Annotated in this window: 12 protein-coding genes; 7 read left to right on the top strand and 5 right to left on the bottom strand. The window is 61.3% G+C overall.

Annotated elements, in window-relative coordinates:
* Positions 1-202 precede the first annotated feature (202 nt).
* Positions 203-1,468 carry a hypothetical protein gene (locus ACZ5U1_RS13015; protein WP_464778760.1) on the top strand — a complete coding sequence of 422 codons (1,266 nt, stop codon included), beginning with the start codon at positions 203-205 and terminating at the stop codon, positions 1,466-1,468.
* Positions 1,469-1,618: 150 nt separating this feature from the next.
* Here the strand turns inward: ACZ5U1_RS13015 and ACZ5U1_RS13010 are convergent, their stop codons facing one another.
* The 3 genes from ACZ5U1_RS13010 to ACZ5U1_RS13000 all read right to left on the bottom strand — a co-directional run bounded on the left by ACZ5U1_RS13010 (position 1,619) and on the right by ACZ5U1_RS13000 (position 4,014).
* Positions 1,619-2,494 (bottom strand): 3'-5' exonuclease family protein, encoded by an 876-nt coding sequence (locus ACZ5U1_RS13010; RefSeq protein WP_464778759.1) that lies wholly within the window; start codon positions 2,492-2,494, stop codon positions 1,619-1,621.
* A 69-nt stretch (positions 2,495-2,563) separates the two neighbouring features.
* Positions 2,564-3,112: a hypothetical protein gene (locus tag ACZ5U1_RS13005; protein ID WP_464778758.1), complete on the bottom strand. Its 549-nt coding sequence runs from the start codon at positions 3,110-3,112 to the stop codon at positions 2,564-2,566.
* A gap of 122 nt (positions 3,113-3,234) precedes the next feature.
* Positions 3,235-4,014 carry a 3'-5' exonuclease gene (locus ACZ5U1_RS13000; RefSeq protein WP_464778757.1) on the bottom strand — a complete coding sequence of 260 codons (780 nt, stop codon included), beginning with the start codon at positions 4,012-4,014 and terminating at the stop codon, positions 3,235-3,237.
* 1,129 nt (positions 4,015-5,143) lie between these two features.
* On the opposite strand from ACZ5U1_RS13000, the gene ACZ5U1_RS12995 reads away from it, so the two are divergent.
* The 6 genes from ACZ5U1_RS12995 (at position 5,144) to ACZ5U1_RS12970 (ending at position 18,632) form a co-directional block, all read left to right on the top strand.
* Positions 5,144-6,229, top strand: a complete 1,086-nt coding sequence (locus tag ACZ5U1_RS12995) for a site-specific DNA-methyltransferase (RefSeq protein ID WP_464778756.1) — start codon at positions 5,144-5,146, stop codon at positions 6,227-6,229.
* A gap of 66 nt (positions 6,230-6,295) precedes the next feature.
* Positions 6,296-7,056, top strand: a protein-coding gene (locus tag ACZ5U1_RS12990; RefSeq protein ID WP_464778755.1) for an IS5 family transposase whose coding sequence is annotated in 2 segments (ribosomal slippage) — positions 6,296-6,632 and positions 6,632-7,056 — 762 coding nt in all. Because the reading frame shifts where the segments join, the coding sequence is not laid out codon by codon here.
* Complete coding sequence (locus ACZ5U1_RS12985) at positions 7,056-7,811, top strand: DNA methyltransferase (protein ID WP_464778754.1); 756 nt, start codon at positions 7,056-7,058, stop codon at positions 7,809-7,811. The genes ACZ5U1_RS12990 and ACZ5U1_RS12985 overlap by 1 nt, the downstream gene beginning before the upstream one ends.
* The gene (locus tag ACZ5U1_RS12980; protein WP_464778753.1) at positions 7,808-10,360 is read left to right on the top strand and encodes a DEAD/DEAH box helicase; all 2,553 of its coding nucleotides are present in this window, start codon (positions 7,808-7,810) and stop codon (positions 10,358-10,360) included. Before ACZ5U1_RS12985 ends, ACZ5U1_RS12980 begins: the two co-directional genes overlap by 4 nt.
* 420 nt (positions 10,361-10,780) lie before the next feature.
* Positions 10,781-14,557, top strand: coding sequence for a hypothetical protein (locus ACZ5U1_RS12975; RefSeq protein ID WP_464778752.1), 3,777 nt, complete (start codon positions 10,781-10,783; stop codon positions 14,555-14,557).
* A gap of 43 nt (positions 14,558-14,600) precedes the next feature.
* Positions 14,601-18,632: a helix-turn-helix domain-containing protein gene (locus ACZ5U1_RS12970; protein ID WP_464778751.1), complete on the top strand. Its 4,032-nt coding sequence runs from the start codon at positions 14,601-14,603 to the stop codon at positions 18,630-18,632.
* A gap of 709 nt (positions 18,633-19,341) precedes the next feature.
* On the opposite strand, the gene ACZ5U1_RS12965 is transcribed toward ACZ5U1_RS12970, so the two are convergent.
* Both ACZ5U1_RS12965 and ACZ5U1_RS12960 read right to left on the bottom strand, forming a co-directional pair.
* On the bottom strand, positions 19,342-19,842 hold the full coding sequence (locus ACZ5U1_RS12965; protein ID WP_464778750.1) for a FadR/GntR family transcriptional regulator: 501 nt from the start codon (positions 19,840-19,842) through the stop codon (positions 19,342-19,344).
* Positions 19,843-20,038: 196 nt separating this feature from the next.
* Entirely contained in the window at positions 20,039-20,428 is a 390-nt protein-coding gene (locus ACZ5U1_RS12960; RefSeq protein ID WP_464778749.1) for a hypothetical protein, read from the bottom strand.
* Positions 20,429-20,596 lie beyond the last annotated feature (168 nt).

The following is a 20,596-nucleotide window of genomic DNA, read 5'->3' as shown; positions in this document are numbered from 1 at the left end:
ACTTCCGTTGGCAGAATTTATTTTAGTATCGTTTAAGGTGTTAGACTGAACACCTGCATCGCATTTAAAACAAACTTTTTTGTATTATAGTCGCTTGGAGTTTCGCGCTTACGATCCTAAGACAGCATACTCAATAGCATAAGCAGTTAATCAATGCTGCTGATGGCAATGATTTTATCGACATTGAAGGAGTCTGACCAATATGGACCGGAGTAACGAAAAGCAGACGACAAAACGTGCGGCAACCCGAAGAGGACGAGGACGGCCAACAAAACGTGAAGAAACTTTAGCAAATATGGCGATCGTATTGGACCCGTCTGCTCATGGGAAAATAGTTTTTGGCAACAGCGCCACGGCCGAGGCTCTCATTCAAGCCCCTGGAGTGAAAGCAAAGCTCAATGAACTTTCCCGAATAATCGCAGAGCGGCTCGAACGGGTTCGGAAAGATGCTGAGTCCCTAGCCGCAACGGAACGGGCCGCAGGCGGCTCCATCGCATCCCTCCGGAGCTGGGCGGATGATGAGACCCCGGGAAAGGTTATTCATCAGTGTGAACTGCAGTCTTATGCCAACGACCGCGTGATTGCGGCGCTTCAGGCTCACCTGGTCGAGCATGTGGTGATCGGCGAGGAGCTTCGCTCCATAGCTCATGCCGCGCGCCGACGTGCTGCGGACAAATTGCGTCACTTATCGTGCGGAATGGAAGAATGGGCTATTCGTCTAGGCGCTGGCGGGGTTGTCGACGAAGATGTCAGAAAGATGTCAAAGAAGAAATTTGCGGCTGTGATTTCATTGATTAAAGATTCGACCGAAGCTGATGCGATGGAAGCACTCGCTGATGTGCCAATGGACCCCCTCCCGTTTCCCGAATTTGACGTTTCATCGTTGAATGGCGACAGCGTTGGAGACGAAGGGCAGCCTGATGAGGTTATATCAGCAGCTTCGTCTTTCGATCACACGGCCGAGCATGACCACGGTGCACGTGGGGCCGGATACGGTAGGATTCCTGCTATTGATGCGCCCAACTCGCATCCCAAAAACCGGTGGGACGACCTGGATCTGACAGCGTTGGGTTACCGGATTGAGGAGGCCGATCCCTCTACAGGCGCGGACATGGAGGCATTGCAGATGAGGCTGCCTGAAGTTTCAACAATCAGGGAACTCGCCATGCCAAGAAGCCCGGAGATGATGATGGTTGACGGGATCGAAGGCCAAAAGGACCGCATCATTTTCGATAAATTTGTTCGGCGTTATTGTGATCGGAACGGTTTGCTGATTTCCGAAATGGAAAAGCGCGCGTTGGGGTTGCTGCTGGTTGACCTACCGTCGCCGGGCCCAGACCGAAATTTGGGAAGGAATGGCTGGTATCACGGCATTGTCTTGCCAGGCGTGTCTGGATCGAACCGGGTCCGCCGGGTGTTGTCCATCGATCAGTCACCAGAGGCGCTGAATGAGGCCTTCTCACTCTGAGAGTTTAGAAGATAATCGTCTCCCGGTATTACATGGCCAGCCTGACTTCTTCCTCTCGACCCGTTGGCAACGTAGGTCGAAAGCGCCAAGGGGTGGAGCGAATTTGCCCACCCCTCTTTGCTAGCCCGCTCAAGGCACCTAACACCATGGTCATGCGGCGTCCCTTAACCAAGGAGCCATGACAGTCATGCTCGCCTCTGCTTCCTTCTGCTGCGCCTTGAACAGTCGCGCCCGGTAGGCGCTCAGTTCTGGCAGATAGAGCGCGCCCGGCCGCATCTCCTCAACCCGGCGCAGGATGCGGTCTTTGACGACATGCAGTTCCGTCCGCGGATCATGAAGCTTACGCCAGTGGGCCAGCAGCAGGGCGGTGCTGATCACGTCATTCTCCACCACGCTTCGCACAAGATCCCACCGCTTCTGATTGATCAGCGGCGCAACCGCGAAGGCGGGAACCGTGATCTTGGCCGGGATGTCGAGCGACGCGAGAACTTCGGCGAGATGGATCGGCTTCATCTTGAAGCCGCCTGTCGTGGTGCGAGCCAAATCAAGGTGCCGGACAGGATCGTTGCCGCCAAAGCCAAGCCAGCGCCAACCTGCGGGATAAGTCAGACCGTGGCGCTTGCAGGCCATGGACATCAACGGAACGTCATGGAGCATGCCTGCCCATGAACATAGTTCCGCTCCGTCCGGCGCTGCAGCCAATGCGTCGATGATACCGCTCATGACGCCTTTTTCGTCCAACTCAGGCGCGCTCAGGGTGGTGAAGCTGGCGACGTCAACATTGCCATCATCATGTTCGACCAGGATCATAATGGCGGCAGCCACGATGGTCTGAAAGGGCCAACGGGGCGTCTGAAGCGGATCCGCGCTCCGTTCGTAATTGCGCCGCGACGGCTTGCCGGGCGACGGCACCCAGCGTTCCATTGCCATATAACGGCGATGACCGCTTTCATCCGTAACAGCGCTTTCGATGTCGATGATCACCCAGCTGCGGGGTTTGGGCTGGAGGGCATGTGTATTGTGCATGGAAATTGCTCCTGAAATATCTTGATTTGGGAGAGGCAGCCGACGGCGGCAGGGCCGTCGGCCCGAAGGTCAGCTGAACTGGATCACCACCGTCTCGGACGGTTCGGCATAGGTGGGCATATACTCGCCACCGCGCGGCATGATGCCGCCGCCGTCGAGCATCTCATCGAGACGGGCATGCGGGCAGTGGATGATCCGCTCCTCCGCACGGCGCTTGCCAAGTTCCAGTCGGCGTCCCGGCATCCCTGACCGGCGTTCAAGAAAAAGCCGGTCGTTCAGCACATAATGCTCGTCCCGCGCCTCGCACATCAGGATGAGCGGAGCTGTCTCGCTGGCGGCATAGAAGCTGCAATTGCGGATGATGTCGACAATGTGGGGCTGCCGCAGAGCCAGCACATACTCGCTCGGCCGCTCATGCTCGAGCGCATGCCAGGCACCGTAGATCACGTCGCGGCTCCTGATCTGGGCAAGCCGGGCGAGGTCCATGCCGACCTGGATATCTACAGCCCCTCCCGACGACCATGACAGGGTGTGGCAAGCCGGAGCAGTGAGGGGGTAGCCCATCTCCGCCCGGATCGAGAGCATATGGTTCTGCAATGTAACGTTGGTGATAGTCATTTCATTTCCTTTGAAGGTTCAGTCTGGGGCTGGAGCCATTTTTCCACTCTGCCGTGGGGCTCATTCTTCTTTTCATCTGTTGGGGATTGAGCGTGCCGCGGAGGCCGCACGCTCCTCAGCATTCAGCGGTGACGCTGATGCCATGTAATGGGGCGGATGCGTGGATAGGGGCCAAAGGGCGTGATCTCACGCTGCAGCCAGTGGCGCTCTTCGTCCAGATCGCCATAGGTCACCTCGATCCACCAGACCTTGGCGACAACATCCCAGCGATAGCCGCGCGCCTTCAGCAAGGATCGCTTGCCGAAGCCTGCGCCGGTCGCCTCCAGCCGCACGGTCTCCCGTTCGGCGTTGGCCAGTAACGCGCCCATCACAGTCTGATCACTTGGCAGACGCCAGGCCAGCAGATGGATGAGGCTGATCACATCGTTGAGCGCGCGGTGCCCGTCGTTGAAGAAGCCGATCTGCATCAGCAGATGGCCCAAGGCCCGGCCGTCCAGGCCGGCATCCTTGAGCCAATCAAAGTCGCGCAAGCTGCACGCCCAGGCGGCGTCCTTGGTAGAAGGCAGAAGCTGCCGCAGGAAGCCCGCGTCAAACGCACAATTTTGGGCAATGAACACGTCTACGGTCGCAAAAATCTGCTGGAGCGCATCCAGATCGATCGCTGTGCCTTTGACATGCTCGTCGGTAAGGCCTGTTAGCATGGTGATGCGGGGCGGGATCGGCATGCCAGGGTCGCAGAGCGACTGGCCCTTACGCACTATTTCGACAATCTCACCGCGGGCATCGACCGCCAGCACGACATAGGCGATGTCGATGACCTGGTGGAGCAGCGGATCAATACCGGTGGTCTCAACGTCCACCACCGCCACCTGACGGATCGGTTCGACCGGATCCTTGGCCAAAGAAAGATCCTCAAGCCTTCCGACCCGGCGCAGGATCCTGATGTCCCAGTCCCCGCCTGGTGGCGAAGGTTCAGGTCCAGCAGCACTGCCGCCTGCAACATTCATTTTTGTCATGGTCGATATCTCCTGTTCGTATCGACCGAGCCGAAGAGAAACCTTTTCCTCTTCATCAACTCGATCACAGGAAGCGCCATCGGTGCGATTTTCCATGCATGCTGCATGGCAATGGGTGTTGAGGTTGACTGGCGAAGACAGGCGACCTCTGCTACAGGCACGAAAGTCGTGCCGCTTCACTTCAGCGGATTGAGCGCCGACCGAAGGAATGGCGCAACCCAAGGTTCGTTGCACGAACCGCCCTGAGCCGAGAAGTCGGCGACGGCTGCTGGTGAATCAGCAGCCGCATTTGCCATCGCCGCGTGACGCGAGCTGCGATGGCAAAGCTAAGGTTACGAAACGCGTAACCTTAGCGGTATTGCGCCTAAAAGCTAACGGGTGTGCTTAGCCACACGTTAGCGGTATTGCGCCTGTATTTTTAGCTGTGTTCCACGCAACAGTGGTGGAAACGGGCTTTTCCATCGTCCCGATAAATAAAAATGCCTTTTTAAATGGAGCGCCAGTCATCACTTGGACGATGAAGCCTATTTATTTGGGCGCTTTCTTCCACCCTTCCCGAAAAACAAATTTTAAGAGCGAGTCAATCGATGAATGGAATTAATACATTGATTTCATTGAATTCGCAGCTTAGTTGAAAAAAATTTTTGTTCTGGTCCATCAAATTAGCGGGCCAATCTGATCGAGGACAACTTAGGAATCCCGGAAAACCAACGATGATCGGCAACGATGCTGTTGAATGCCTAAAATGGTGTTCATCTAGCGCTCCCCGCCGAACAGAGCGAATTTCGCCACATCTGGATGAAAAGGATTTATCGGGAGACCGCGAGGCCATGAAATATGAATGATAACGATTAATGAGGAAACACGGCTTTCGAACTACAAATCGGCGACTTGAGATAGCTCCGCATGCGGAGAGCGCGGGAATACGGTCGGTCGCACCAGACATTGGCACCTTGCCGGGCGGGGGCCATCGCCGCTAGACGTTCAGCCCATATTGTCATGGGGGTAAGGTCAGTTGACCGATCATTACGAAACGCTTTCTAAAGCCCAACTGATAAGCCTGCTGCGCAAGAAGGACGCTGAAAAGAAGCTGGGGTTGGTGTGGGAACGCGATGAGGTCGAAGCGGATGCGGCCATCGATGCCAATTTTATCGCCTGCACCATCGATCCAACGCTCTCCGACGGGGCCGAGCCATGGCGCAATTTGGTGATCGAGGGGGACAATTTTGACGCGCTGCGCTGGCTGCGCATGACCTATGCGAACCGGGTGAAGTGCATCTACATCGATCCGCCCTACAACACCGGCAACAAGGATTGGGTCTATAACGATCACTATATCGACCCGAATGACCGCTATCGCCACTCCACCTGGCTTGAATTTCTTTATAGCCGCCTGACGCTGGCGCGTGATCTGCTGGCCAATGATGGCGTGATCCTGGTTTCAATCAACGACGACAACCGCGCCAAGCTGGAACTGCTGATGGATGAAGCCTTGCCGGGCATGCGGCTGGGCACCTTTGTTTGGCGGACTCGCGTGGGCGGGAACGATACCAAGGGCGCTTTTCTCTCCGACAATCACGAACACATATTGGTTTATGGGAAATCGGAATTTCGGTTTGGCGGGACTGAGAAGTCTTTCGAGCTTTACCGTCATTGGGATGAAAAAAAGTCTGATTGGTTTCGCACGGGCGGCGACCTAACTCAGCCGAAAAATATGTCCGAACGCAGTAATTCCTATTACCCGCTTTGCGATCCAGATTCAGAAGTTTGGTTCCCATGTAATCCTGATTCGGTCTGGAGATATGCGTCCAGATATGGCCCTAAGTCGAAGATAAAGACCCGGTTCATGGAGGATTTCATTGCCGATGGTTATATCTACTTTCCGACGGATCATCGGGTAAAGGTGTGGAACACACGAGAGGAGCTGGACGAGGCAATCGCCGCAAAGGATGTTCCCGGCAGCGGCAATGCTCCATTCTTGCGCCCCGATTTGCCGGACCTGAACTTCTGGGTTGGGAAAAAGGTTGGATTCGGCACGCCGTCACTCAAACGTTACAAGCGGGAGTTGAAAACGCCTACTCAACCCTTGTCTAGGTCGTAAACTCATAAAATGGCTTGAGGATTGGCCATTTGCATGATTCAGGGGCCTCCAGATTTGGAGGGTTTGATGGCACGGCGGCGGTATGAACTGACAGATCGGGAATGGGCGATTATCGAGCCCTTGCTTCCCAACAAGTCGCGCGGCGTGGCCCGGGTGGATGACCGTCGAGTTATCAACGGGATCATGTGGCGCTTTCGCTCGGGAGCGACGTGGGCCGAAGTGCCCGAGCGCTATGGGCCTTCGACAACCTGCTACAATCGGTTCGTCCGCTGGCGCAAAGCCGGGGTGTGGGACCGGCTGCTGGCAGCGGTTTCTGCCGGATATAATGGCGAACTGGTGATGATCGATTCCACCTGCATGCGCGTCCACCAGAATGGTGCGACGGGCAAAAAGGGGGAGGCTGCGATCGTGGCATGGGACGTTCCCGGGGCGGCCTTACCAGCAAACTCCATGCTCTTGTCGATGCTGACGGACGCCCTGTCAGCCTGAGACTGACAGGCGGGCAGGTCCACGACGCCTGTGAAGCCGAGGCGCTGATCGAGGCCATCCCCGAAGGCGCAACCCTGCTGGGCGACAAGGGATATGACAGCAATGCCATCCGTGAGGCCGCTGCCGCCAGGAACGTTTGGGCCAACATTCCCAATCGATCCAACCGCACGCAACGCTTCGCTTTCTCGCCATGGCTCTACAAACAGCGAAACCTCGTCGAGCGCTTCTTCAATCGCATCAAACAGTACCGCGGCATCGCGACCCGCTACGACAAAGACCCGGCCAACTTCCTCGCCGCCATCAAGCTCATCTGCGTTCGCCTCTGGTGCAACGCGTAATGAGTCTACGCGCTAGTTGGATAACTCCGAACTTTGAACAGGATACCATCCCGGACCCTGAGGGCAACGAGATCATTGCGGGGACCAACATTGAAGCGGCCAAAGCCATCAAGGACGTGTTTGGGGGAAAGGCGTTCAACTATGCCAAGCCTGTTTCACTGATCCGCGAACTGGTGCGCCAATCGACCAGTGAAAGCGACCTCGTGTTGGATTTCTTCGCCGGGTCTGCCACCACGGCGCAGGCTGTCATGGAAGTGAACGCCAGCGATGCGGGCGGGCGCCGTTTCATCATGGTATCGTCCACCGAAGCGACCGCCAGCGAGCCGGACAAAAACCTGTGCCGCGATGTGACCGCCGAACGCATCCGGCGGCTGAACGCGGCGGGCAGCGGCAAATATGTCGACTTGTCCGCCGATTTTGCCTATCTGCGGACGCGGGAGATCGATTTCGATGCACTGAATGCCGAACTGGACCCGGCAGACGCTTGGACCGCGCTGGAAGCCATGCATGGTCTACCACTCAGCCGCTATGACGCCAGCCGCACATGGAACGAGCATACGGACGACAACGTGACGCTGATACTGGCAGACCGCACCGACGACGCCCTGATTGCCCGGTTGCATGCCCTTGCCGCCGCCCGCGCCAACGCCTTTGTCTATAGCTGGACGCCGGGCCAATTAAAGACCGCGCTGGGGCCGGTCGACTTCGAAATTCGCCCGGTTCGCGAAACGCTGGTGAAAAGGTTCCAGCAGTGACCGGCTCGGGAGCCCTGCACAGTCTGGCGGATTTTCAGGACGAAGCCGTCAATGCCCTTGGCGCAACGATCAGCCGGGTGGCAGACCATATTGATACGCGCCCAGGGCATCGCCGCGAGATCGCCCTGAAAAGCGGCGCAATGCTGCTGCAAGCCCCCACCGGATCAGGCAAGACGCTGATGCTTGGCCGCACCATCGAAGGCATGATCGGCAAGCTGCCGATGAAATGCGTGTGGTTCTGGTTCGCCCCTTATTCCGGGCTTGTCACCCAAACCCTCGACAGCCTTGCCGAACAATGTCCCGGAATCCGCCTGCGCGATCTGGCTGCTGATCGTTCGGCGAAAGGCGTGCGAGACGGCGACGTGTTCGTCCAAACATGGGGCGCGGTTGCCGCCAACAACAAGGACGCCAAGCGCGTTCGCCGGACGCGCGAAGATTCACTTTCGCTGGATGACATGCTGGCAACGCTTCGCGCCGAAGGCGTGGCCATTGGCGTGGTGATCGACGAAGCGCACCTCAACTTCGGCGTATCCGCCGGGGCGGCGGCTTCGTTCTATCTCAACGTGTTGCAGCCAGATTTCACGCTGCTGGCCACGGCCACCCCAAATGACGAAAAGCTGGTGGCCTTCGAAAAGGCTGCGGGCGTGGAGGTCCAAAGCCGAGTGGTGATCGACCGCGACCGCGTTGTCCGGGCGGGCCTCAACAAATGGGGCCTGATGCTTGGCTATCTGCGGATGAACCCGGGCGACGAGGCACTGATCGATTTCGAACAGGCCACGCTGATCGCTGGCTGGACCCAGCACCGACAAATTTGCACACGTCTGGAAGAGAAGGACATTGGCGTCGTCCCTCTGATGCTGGTGCAGGTGGAAGATCAGGCCGTCGGTGGAGAAGACCCGGTGGCCCGCGTGAAGGCCAAGCTGCTGGAAATTCAGGGTGTGCGGGAAGACCTGATCGCCGTGCACACGTCGGGCCAGCCGGACGCTGATTTCCACATGATGGCCTATGACCATTCCAAGCAGATCCTGATTTTCAAGGTTGCGGTCGCCACCGGCTTCGATGCGCCGCGCGCATGGACGCTGGTTTCTGTCCGGCCCAACCGCGGTACCGGCTTCGGCTTGCAGATTGTGGGGCGCATCATGCGCGTGCACCCGCTCGTGCGCCCGCTGCATGGGCAAGACGCCGTGCTGGACAAGGGCTATGTCTTCCTGAGCGACCCAGATATGCAGGCCGGGCTGAGTTCCGCAGTCGATGAGTTGAAGGCTGTTCGCCAAAGTCTGATTGTGCTGTCCGATCAGCTCGACGTGGTGGAATATGGCGCGGCCCCGCCCGCGCAGCCCTTGCTGCTGTCCGATGCGCACCGGTTGACAGCCTATGTTCCGCCGCCGCCCGTTGATGACGCTGAGCGGCAGAGCCGACTGGACGTGTTGATCGACGAAGGGGTGGTCGATGCACACGTCCGGGATATGACGCCGGACGTGGTGGACCGCGCCATCGTTGCCGGAGAGACGGCGCGGCTGGCCAGCCAGACCCCTTTGTTCGGCAACCTGCCCGAACATGCCGGACCCAGTGCACCACCCAAGCCGACAAAGCAGACCGCCTATCGGCTGAACCGCGATCTAGGATTGCCCGCAGCGCTGTGGCAAGAACACCCGCTGGATTATCGCCAACTGAGCGACCCGGTTTTCCTTCGCGATGTTGCCAATGCATTCTGCGACCAATCGGCCCTGGTCGGCAAGCTGGGCCAGACCCTGAGCCGCGCTTCGATGAGCCTGCGCGACCTGTTCATCGACGGCGAAGAACGGGAAGTATCACTCAGCCTTAAAATATCGAACGCGCGCGTTGCAGAACGCGCCCAGGCGGCTTTCCAATTGAACGATTCCATCGATCCACGTCACCTTGAACGGGCGTTGATCGCTGCGCTGCGCACCCGCGCCGAGGACGGTGGCTATTCGTTCACCGATCAGGATTTACGTCGCACGATCCAGCTTGCCGTCATGCGTGAGCCAGATGCGCTGATGGCTGCGATCAAGATCGAACAGGGCAAGCGTGCACGGTTGGACGACACGATCCCTATTCCCGACACGATCTTCGATTACGCCGACCTGACCGTTGCGCGGAAAGGAGCGCATGGCGTGTTCCCCAGCAGGATGAACAAGCCTGAGCGTGCCTTTGCCGAAATGCTGGATGCCGATACATCTGGCACAGTGCAGTGGTGGCTGCGCAATCCCGAGAACGAACTTTGGGCGACGCGCATGATGTTGCCAACCGGCGCGCGATTCTTTCCCGACTTCGCCGTTGGCATAAAGGGCAGGACAAGCCGCGATGGTATCGCCTTGGTGGAGATCAAGGACGATGGCGAAGATGGTCGTCTGCATAGCGACAAGAACCGGCTGAAGATTCAGGTGCAGCATCGCGAGTACCGAAATGTGTTCTGGTCCTGCGACAGTGACCGGGGGCTGGTTCAGTTAGGCTTTAATGAAGCGCTGAATTTGATCCAACCCCTTCGACCATTCGAGATCAGCCGAATGGTGTTCTTACACAACTAAGTGTTTCTTTGCTTGAACGGCGGGGCTTAGCTGATGACCGCGCCGGTTGGTCCCGAGAGTCAGCAGTGCGTCGCAAGGCCGGTGATTTCACGGCTTGTATTCAGGCTGCATAACAGCCGCTGATCGGCTCGACTTGGGACAAACCCGTCGTTCCGATCCCGCAGGTTGAGCGTCAGCTCTTGTCGGAAGCTGACGTTAAGCGCTTGTCCGCGCGGCGTGGCGTTACGACTGAAGCGGGGCGGATTGCGGACTGACAGCTAATGGGTGGCGCCGCGCTAATCTGGCCACTAGCTCCAAACGTCTACCAGCTCGCAAGCACACGAGTCACCCGCGCGAAGACTATGCAATTTCGAGCGTCTCGCTTCTCTCTGGCCTCCAGTAAACTATATCTGTAGCCATCGCGTCTTCGGGGTCGTGTCAATGTTCGAAATAGCTGAATGTCACATCGGAATGCTGACCGACGCCGACTTGCGGACACTTGTCGCGCGGTTGGCGATCGCCGAACTGCGCGGTCAGGGTTGCCCGATATCGGCGGTGACGGCTGGTGGTGACCAGGATGCGCCAGATGGCGGCGTCGACGTACGGGTGGACGTGCCGGTCGAGCCTCAAGTCGTTGACTTCGTGCCGCGCCGTCAGACGGGCTTTCAAGTCAAGAAGCCGGATATGGGGCCGGCCGCGATCGCTAAGGAGATGCGGCCCAAGGGCGCGCTACGTCCGGTCATCGCCGAGCTCGCCAAGGCTGGCGGCGCATACGTCATCGTCAGCGCCAAGGGATCGGTCGCGGATGGGGCGCTGACGGCGCGCAAGCAGGCGATGCGCGCCGCGGTCGCGGAAGCAGAGAATGCCGATGCGCTCCATCTCGATTTCTATGATCGCGTGCGGCTCGCGACCTGGGTCAATGAACATCCTGGCGTCGTCGCTTGGCTGCGTGACCGCGTCGGCCAGCCGCTCGCCGGTTGGCGCAGCATCGGTGACTGGACCGATACCGGCGTCGTCGAAGAGACCGCCTACTTCATGGGCGACAAGACCTGCCTGATCGACGAGCGCTCGAAGGAGCGCGAAAAACTGCCGATGGCCGAAGGCATCGCACGTCTGCGCGGGGCGCTTCGCGAGCCGGGCCAGTGCCTACGGCTGATCGGACTGTCGGGGCTGGGCAAGACCCGTCTCGTCCAGGCCTTGTTCGAGAGTTCGGTCGGCGAGGCGCCGCTCGATCCCGGTCTGGCTGTCTATACGGATTACTCGGAAGAGACCGATCCGACCGCGCGCGACATGGCGCGGGCGCTCGTTGCCGACGCCAGGCGAGCGATCCTGATCGTCGACAATTGCAATCCCGCGACGCATGCCGAGCTCGCGAGGATCTGTTCGGCCAGCGGCAGCCCGGTCAGCCTGATCACGGTCGAATATGATGTGCGCGACGACGAGCCCGAGCGGACCGAAGTCTTTCGTCTTGAACCGACTTCGCCCGAACTGGTGGCGAGCTGGCTGAAGCCGACATTTCCCGGCGTGTCGCAAGTCGATCGAGAACGGATCGCAGAGTTCAGCGACGGGAACTTCCGTGTCGCACGTGCGCTCGCCGAGACCCTGGGCAAGGGCGAGTCGCTCGGCCAGCTCAAGAACCGCGACCTGTTCGCGCGCATCTTCGACCAGCGCAACACGCCCAACGCCGGGCTGCTCGAGGCGGCCGAGGATCTGGCGCTTCTCTACTCTTATGACGGCGAAGACACGACGCCGGACGGCGAGCTTTCGGCGCTAGCGCGCCTGTCGAGTACAACCCCAGCCAAACTCTTCGCCGCGACCGCAGAGCTCCGGCGGCGCGGGATCGTCCAGTCGCGTGGACGCTGGCGCGCGATCCTGCCCCATGCCATCGCCAATCCATTGGCGGCCTATGCGCTGGAGCGCATCCCGCCGTCGGATTTCGATGCCTTTTGCGCGGCGCTGTCGCCGCGGATGCTAAAGTCGCTGTCGCGCCGGCTCGGATATCTGCATGACAGTGCCGAAGCCAAGGCGGCGGTCGCTCGCTGGCTCAAGCCAGACGGTCCGCTCGGGGACCTTCTCGCGGTCGGGCAGCAGGCGATGGACATCCTCGCCAATGTCGCGCCGGTCGCGCCCGAAATCGTCCTCGCCAAGCTCGAAGCGGAACTCGACGGCCCGAACGGGGCGGCGATCGTGGCGTCCGACATGCCGCAGCGCGGCCAGTGGATCGGCCTGGTCAAGGCGCTCGCCTACGAACCCGACATGTTCGAATCCGCCGCGATGATGCTCGCGTGCTTCCTCGCGGGTGAGGAGCAGGCCCAGAACTACAACACCGCCGAATCGGCCTTCACCGAGCTTTTCCATCTCTATCTGTCGGGCACACGTGCAACCCCCGCGCAGCGCCGCGACATCGCCTCGCGGCTTGCCAGGTCCGGCGATGCCGCGCTTCGCCGCTGCGGGGCAATCGCCTTGGGTGCGCTCCTAGAGGCCTCGCGTTTCACGTCGACCAGCACGTTCGATTTCGGTGCACGGCCGCGGGACTGGGGATGGCACCCGGCGATCTACAGAGATGTCTGGGACTGGCACGACGCAGCGATCGAGCTTGCCGTCGAGCTTGCCCCGGTCATGCCCGAAGCGCGCGGCATCCTCGGGCGCGAGCTTCGTGACCTGTGGCATCATGGGGCGTGTCACGATGCGATCGAGGCGGCCGCGACGGAATTGCTTAAAACCGGTCCCTGGATCGAAGGTTGGCTCGGCTTGCGCGCAGCGCACAAATACGGTTCCAAGGGCATGCCGGCGAAGGTACGCGAGCGGCTCGAAAAGCTGATCGATCGCCTGAAGCCGGTCGATCTCGTCGATCAGGCTCGCGCTGCCATCCTCAGCCGAATGAACGGCGGTCACGATATCGTCGATGGCGAGGCCGATGACGGCGACGCCATGCACGGCTGGGACAAGGCCGCCGCTTATGCCCGCGACATCGGCAAGGCGATGGCCACCGAGCCGCAGGCACGGCGCTTTTTCGTTCCCGAAGTGCTGGCGGAGCACAACGCGCCGCGGGCTGCCGAGTTCGGGCAGGGACTCGCCGATGGGGCCGAGGATCTCGCGGCCCTATGGCAGGAGCTGGTGGCGCTGGTCAGGCCGATCGCGGCGAACGAGCACGACACGACGGTGTTCGGCGGCTTTCTCTATCAGGCGAATATCCGCGACCCGGATTTCTGCGGCCCGGTGCTCGACGCTGTCGTGTCCGATCCCGATCTGTCGCGCCATCTTCCCTATTTCCAGGCGCGCGTCGACCTCGATGTGGCGGGGCTTGCGCGTCTGCGCCGCGCCATTGGTCTCGGGACGGTCGAGGCGATCAACTTCCACGCAATCGCCAATGGGTTGATCGGCGCCGCCCCGGCGGGCGATCTCGCCGATCTGCTTGACGACATTGCCGGCCTGGAAGGTGGCGTCGAGCGCGCGCTGGATATCCTGCACATGTATTTCTACCGGGAGCGCGAAGAAAAGCGCGAGCACGATCCCCGGCTCGTCGCCAAAGGACGCGAGCTGCTCGCGCGAGCGGACTTCACCAAACAAGGCATGCTGCGCGACTACGGCCTCAAGGGCGTCATCCGCATCTCGCTCGCCGGCGAGGCGGGGCGCGATACGGCGCGGACCGTATGCCGATCGATCCGCGGCGCACTCGATAAGGTGCGGATCTCCTCGCAGGACCTTCAATATGTGCTGAAGGGCCTGTTTCAGGTGCACCCAGACATCGCGCTCGACGAATTCCTTCTGCCGACGCCGCTGCGACGTAACCGCTTCGTGGTCGAGCGCGCTTATGGTCTTGAAGGCCCGATCGCTGGCCTGGACAGCGAAATTCTCGCCGCTTGGGCCGATCATGATCCGGACGTGCGCTATCCGCTGCTCGGGGGTGGCCTCAATCTTTTCCTCGGCGGGCATGACGAGGATGCGGGGGAGTTGTCGCCGGTCTTTCTCGCTTTGCTCGACCGCGCATCCGATAAGCGCGCATTCCTCGGCAATTTCTGGGATCGTCTGCATCCGCACGGCTGGAGCGGCTCGCTTGCCAACGTGCTGCTTCGCCGCCGCGCGCGCATCAAGCCGCTCGAGAATCATCCCAGCGCCGACGTCCACCAATGGGTCGCGGACATGGATAATGATTTCGACCGATGGATCGAGAGCGAGCGCGCGCGTGACCGGCAACAGGAGGAGAGCTTCGAATAGCATTGGATTGAAAAACCGAGGTCAGTGCTTTAATATGACATAGATGCCTGACCCTGCCTTTCCCGCCCCCAAACATATTCGCGCCGCGCGCGCGTTACTCGCATGGTCGCAGTCCGACCTCGCAGGCGCCGCGAGCGTCGCCACGTCCACCGTCGCCGATTTCGAACGCGGCGTGCGAACGCCCGTCGCCAACAACGCCCAGGCGATGAAGGATGCCATCGAAGCGCAGGGCATCATCTTCCTGCCCGGTGGCGCGGTCGTTGCTGCGAAGATGCCCGCACCCGCGATCCCGAAGCCCGGAAAGCCCATGCGCTGGATCGAGGCGCAACACCTCGTGCAATGGGCGGGCACGCGCGACGGGCAGGCGAAGATGCCCGAACTGATCAGCCGCCTGTTGCTCGCGACTCACGGCCCGGCAGCGGCGTTGCGGTTCCCCTCGGACGACAGCATCCAGCACCCGGGCTGGGACGGCACGTGCGACGCCCCCACCGCCTCGACCTACGTCCCCGCCGGCGTCTCGGCGTGGGAGATCGGCGTTCAGCGGCGCAACGTGCCGGGAAAGGCCGAGGATGACTATGTCAAGCGGACGACCGATCCGCTGGAAATCGATCCGGCCCAATCCTGTTTCATCTTCGTAACGCCGCAGCGCTGGCCGCAAAAGGATGTCTGGGCCGCCGAAAAGAAGCAGGAGGGAGTGTGGCGCGACGTTCGTGTCATTGACGGCGACATGCTCGTCCATTGGCTTGAGCTCTATCCCGGCATAGCCGAGTGGCTCGCCGTGCGCATTCAGCGCCGACCCGATGGCTTGCGCGGGCTCGACTCGATCTGGCGTGAATGGTCGCTGGCGACCGTCACGCCGCTGTCGAGCAATCTCATCGTGGTCGATCGCGACGATCAGGCGACGAAAGTGCTTGCCTGGCTTTACGGTCCTCCAGCAGCGATTTCGCTGCAGGCGGAAGCATCGGGCGAAGCGATGGCATTCGTCGCGGGCGCGCTCGCGGCGCTGCCGGAGTCCTACCGCGTGTACTGGACGAGCCGCCTCCTGGCCGCGCAATCCGAAGATGTCGCCCGCCAACTGGTCGGGCTCGGGCCCAAGCTTGCGGTGGTCCTCGATGGGGGCGATCCCGGTCTGGCGGCGGCGCTGGTCGCCGATGGTCATCACGTCCTGCTCGCGCTGGGATCCGATGTCGGTGCGCCCCACGATGTCATCCGTCTCGCGCGGCCATGGCGGCATCACGTCGAGCGCGAGCTCGAGGCGATGGGCCTCGAGCGTGAGGAAGCTCACCGGCTAGCGCTACAGAGCGGCCGCAGCCTTGTGGTCCTGCGGCGTCTGATGGCCGCAAGCCCCGCCGGCCGCCCCGGTTGGGCATCGTCGCCGATCGACCCGGCCTTGCTGGCGGCGATGCTCGCCGGGGGCTGGCGCGATGATTATCCCGTCGACCGCGAGGTGCTCGAGCGCCTATCGGGGCTGAGCTATGAGGCGCTCGTCGCCGCGCTGGCACCCTATTCCGCGGCGTTCGACGGCCCCGTGCGTCGCTCCGGCACCGCATGGCGCATCGCCTCGTTGCGGGATGCTTGGTTTCAACTCGCACCTTTCCTGACCGATGCGCATCTCGATCGCCTGAGCGCGGCATTCCTTGCCGTCATGGGCGAGCGTGATCCGGCGTTCGACGCCAAACCGGAGGATCGCTGGAAGATCGATCGCGAGCCCCCCAAGATCGCATCCCCCGATCTGCGTCACGGGCTCGGCGAAGCGATGGTCGCGCTCGGCGTGTTTCCCGAGCGTGCGAGCGCAGCATCGACCGCGACGTTCGCGGCACATCGGAATGTGTCCGCCTTGCTGAAAAAGGCCGACGACCGCTTGTGGTGGTCGTTGTCGGACAATTTCCGCTTGCTGTCCGAGGCAGCGCCGCAGGCGTTTTTCGACAGCATCGATGCCGCGCTCGACCGTGACCCGAGCCCGATGGCCGCGCTGTTTCGCAGCGACGAGGGATTCATCCATCCGCAGGAATATCTCTCCGACCTGCTCTGGTCGCTCGAACTGCACGCTTGGAGTCCGGGCCATCTCGCGACCGTGAGCCTGATCCTGGCTCGGCTTGCCGATCGTGATCCCGGTGGACGGGTGGGGAATCGGCCGAAGCCGACGCTGCAACGAATATTCCTCCCCTGGGTGCCCCAGACCTATGCGACCGCCGAGCAACGCTTGCAGGTGATCGATCTCGTTCTGAAGCGTTACAATCGTGTGGGTTGGGAGCTGCTACTCGGGATCGCGCCGAGCATGCACGGCTTCTCGACGCCATCGGCGAGCCCCCGGTGGCGGGACTATACGGTCGATTCGGCCGAGCCCATCACCCGGCTCGGCGTTGCGCGGGCCTATGACGCGATCGGTGAACGGGTCCTCGCGCATGTCGGGAAAGACACCGTGCGTTGGGGCGAGCTGCTTGACCATTGGGCAAATTTCAGCCCCGTATGGCGAGAGACGGCGGCCGCCCAACTCGCCGCCGTCGCGCCGGCGTTCGACCCTGACGGCGTGGGCGCTTTTCGCGAGAAGCTGCGCGGCCTGATCGCCAAGCACGAACAGTTCGCCGGGGCCGCTTGGGCGATGGACGCGGCGGCGCTGGCGCCGTTGAAGGTCGTGTTCGCCTCGCTCGAACCAAGCGATTCGGCTTCGCGCCATGCCTGGCTGTTCACGCGTGGCAATCACCATTTCCGTCGCGACCTGTCGTGGGAGGAGGCGAACAAGCGGCTCGCTGACGAACAACGCATCGCAGCTGCCGAGCTGGTCGGTTCCTTGTCGGTCGATGCGCTGGTCGATTATGCGCTGACCTTGCAGATGCCCGACGCGCTGGGCGCGGGAATAGTCGCCGCCGCCGATGTTGCGGAGGACCGCAAGGACGCGATCCTCAATGCGGCGCTGGCGCGCGGCCAGACACGGTCGACCGACATGGCGCTGCGGATGACGTTCGCGCTTGCCGAAGCGCGCGGTGTCGGGTGGCTGTGGGACCGGTTCGATGCCGCGGTCCGGGCTGGCCGGCCGCCCGGCGAAATCGTGCCGCTGATGATGGCGTTGCCGGTCGAGCCGGCCACCTGGGACCGCGTGGCAGCGGCAGGAACGGCGATCGACTTCGCTTATTGGCGAGCGATCGGTACGTTCCGCGTGCCAGAAGGGTCGGCGATGCATATCGCGGTAGAAAAGCTCCTGGCCGAGGGTCGTGGCCGCTCGGCGCTCGAAATGCTGATCGGACCGACCGATCGCGAAGGGGACGCGACCGACCTGTTGGCCGTGCTTCGTCATCCCTCCACGGTCAACGAAGAGGCCGCAGGGGACGACTGCCATGACGTGACGATGTTCACCTATTATGTCGGCAAGGCGTTCGAGCGCCTCGATGCCGACGATGCCGTCGACGAGGATGAGATCCTCAAGCTCGAATGGATCTATTTCCACCCGCTTCAGCACTCCGAGCGCCCGGCGCGGACGTTGCACAAGGCGCTGGCGACGAATCCTGCCTTCTTCGTCGAGCTTCTTCATGCGGTGTTCGGCAAGATCGAACTCGAACCCGATGATGCCGGTGCGCGCGAACGTGCACGGACGATCGCCAGTCAGGCTTATCACGTTCTCGAGGACTGGTCGCTCGTGCCCGGCACGTGCGAAGACGGGTCGATCGACGGCGCCGAGCTCGAACAGTGGGTTAAGGTGGCGCGTAAGCTCTGCGCCGAAGCGGATCTTGCCGATATCGGTGACTCGCGGATCGGACAGATCCTGTCGGCGCCGCCGCTTGTAGCAGGTGCGGTTTGGCCGCCCGAGCCTATCCGCGAGGTGATCGAGTTGTGCCGCAGCCGCGACCTCGAAGATGGCCTTGCGGTCGGCGTCTCGAACCGCCGGGGCGTGACGGTCCGGCTGCCGACCGATGGTGGCGAGCAAGAGCGCGATCTTGCGGCGCGCTATCGCGCCGATGCGCTCGCGTGTGCGCTCACCTGGCCGCGCACCCGTGCGGTGCTCGAACGGATCGCGGAGAGTTACGACGCGCATGCGAAGTGGGAAGACGAGCACGCCGAACAAAGGGACTGGGCCTAACCGGCCATTTCAGTCCGATAGCCGACGCTAGACAGCCAGATTGTCGAAGGGCAGCTTTTAGAGTTATTGTCGGCTTCCCTGAACGACCGACTTAGGGCACAAAGCCGACCGGCTGGTTTGCGCGACACGAATGGCGGGTTTCAGCAAGAGCCGCCGCTCACATCAACGACGCTGTATGTCTTGAGCTGGTCGGAAGCTGCCGATTCTGCGGGTCAACGCGGCCGGTCGGCATTGCGCCATTTGCAGTCATTAAGAAGCGTATGCAACTGCGTGAAGCGGCTGTTGCCTCTCAGCAAAAGCAACATTCGTGACCATTCTCCGACTGGTCAATCTGACCTTTTGCTGTCTTGCCTTCCCAATGGGTGATCAACTTGCTGTTCCACATGCGGGAGTTAGCACCGCTGGACCAGTGTTCCTCACCGCCTTGGCCTGTGGGGGATCACTACTGATGGCTTCTCACGATAGTTCGGGATCGTAGCCCCATTTTATCGAGGCAGCTCAAGCTGTCTTTGTCGCGGCCAACCCCGATTTAGTCGATCTGACGTAGGGGAGATGCCGCCACCGCCTGCACTCCAGAAAGCCCGACCGGCGCTTAGAATGCGCTGACGGGAGCACTCCATATGGCGAACTGCTGCCGCGCGGGCATGTTCGGGATCATCAGCGGCGATCGCATCGCGAATTGCGCCATGCTCTTCATCCACCACGCGGACTAGCTCGCCCCGAGCGCTTCGTTCGACCGTGTAACTCTGATCGCCACTTCGATGGGCCGGGCGAGCAACTGAACGACTTTCCGCCAGTAATCATTGCTGCACGCGGCGATGCTGGCATGAAATGCGTGGTCTTCGACGACGCCGGGCGCTCCGGCGGTTTGCGCGCGGCGCAGCCGGTCCAGCGCCCGATCGATCGCCGCCATGGAGTCGCGCGTCCTCTCCACCGCTGCGATCGCGGCGATCTCGCTCTCGACCACGCGTCGCACGCCGATAAGGTCGATCAGCGATTGCACCGACGATCGGGTTAGCGCGTCCAGTTCCTGCCCACCGGTATCGGGCAGGCGAACGAAAGCGCCGCTGCCCTGAACCGTCTCGACGCGGTGCATGGCAATCGCCTCGCGGACGATCGATTGGCTCATGCTGAAGCGCTGGGCAAGGGCATTTTTAGGTGGCAATTTGGCACCGGAAACAAGATCGTGGCTTTCGATGCGTTGGGCCATCAGCCGCTCTATCCTTTGCGAGCGCCGTACGCTGTGCTGGCCGGAACCTGCATTGGATCGGTGGATATCGCGGTCCGATTTACGCATCATCGGCTGACCGGAGACGACCTACCGTCACGCAATCATCTCGATCCGGACCGCGCGTTGGCCGAAGACTGCGATCCGGCGAACACAGCGGCTGCGGCGATAATCAGTATCATCGCCAGCACCGCCGTCGCGGTTGTCCGGCTGCCCGGCTGCCCGTCGTTCCGCTGATCCATCCGATCAGCGGCGGGCTGACGAAGCCTGCCAGATTGCCGACCGAATTGATCGCTGCAATCCCGATAGCGGCGGCGCTGCCACGCACGAGCGCCGTAGGCAGGTTCCAGAAGAGCGGGCTGGCAGTAAGCGTGAGTGCGGCAACAAGGCACAGCATGGTGATCGCCGGAACAGGATTGGCGCCATCGGTGGAAAGATGAGCGCAGCTGCCCCGACCAGCAGCGGCAGGATTAGACGCCAGCAGCGTTCTCCGGTTCGATCGAATCTGCGCCCGACGAGCAGCATCGTGGCGGCGGCGCAAGCATAGGAGCGTGATAAACATGGTCATGGTAAACCCTATCCCGCACAAGAGCAACGCCGAGGATAACCCGGCCCCTCGTTAACCGATGTCGAGTGAACTTGGACATGGCCAAGCCTCGTAAGGTCGTCATGCATATCGGACGCCAGCGCGGCGGCAATCGGGCCATCCGTCCGTCAGAAGCGGCGCATCCATTCA

This window comes from Sphingobium sp. TomTYG72 (genome assembly GCF_055394715.1).
This window is presented reverse-complemented; position numbering and strand designations above follow the sequence as displayed.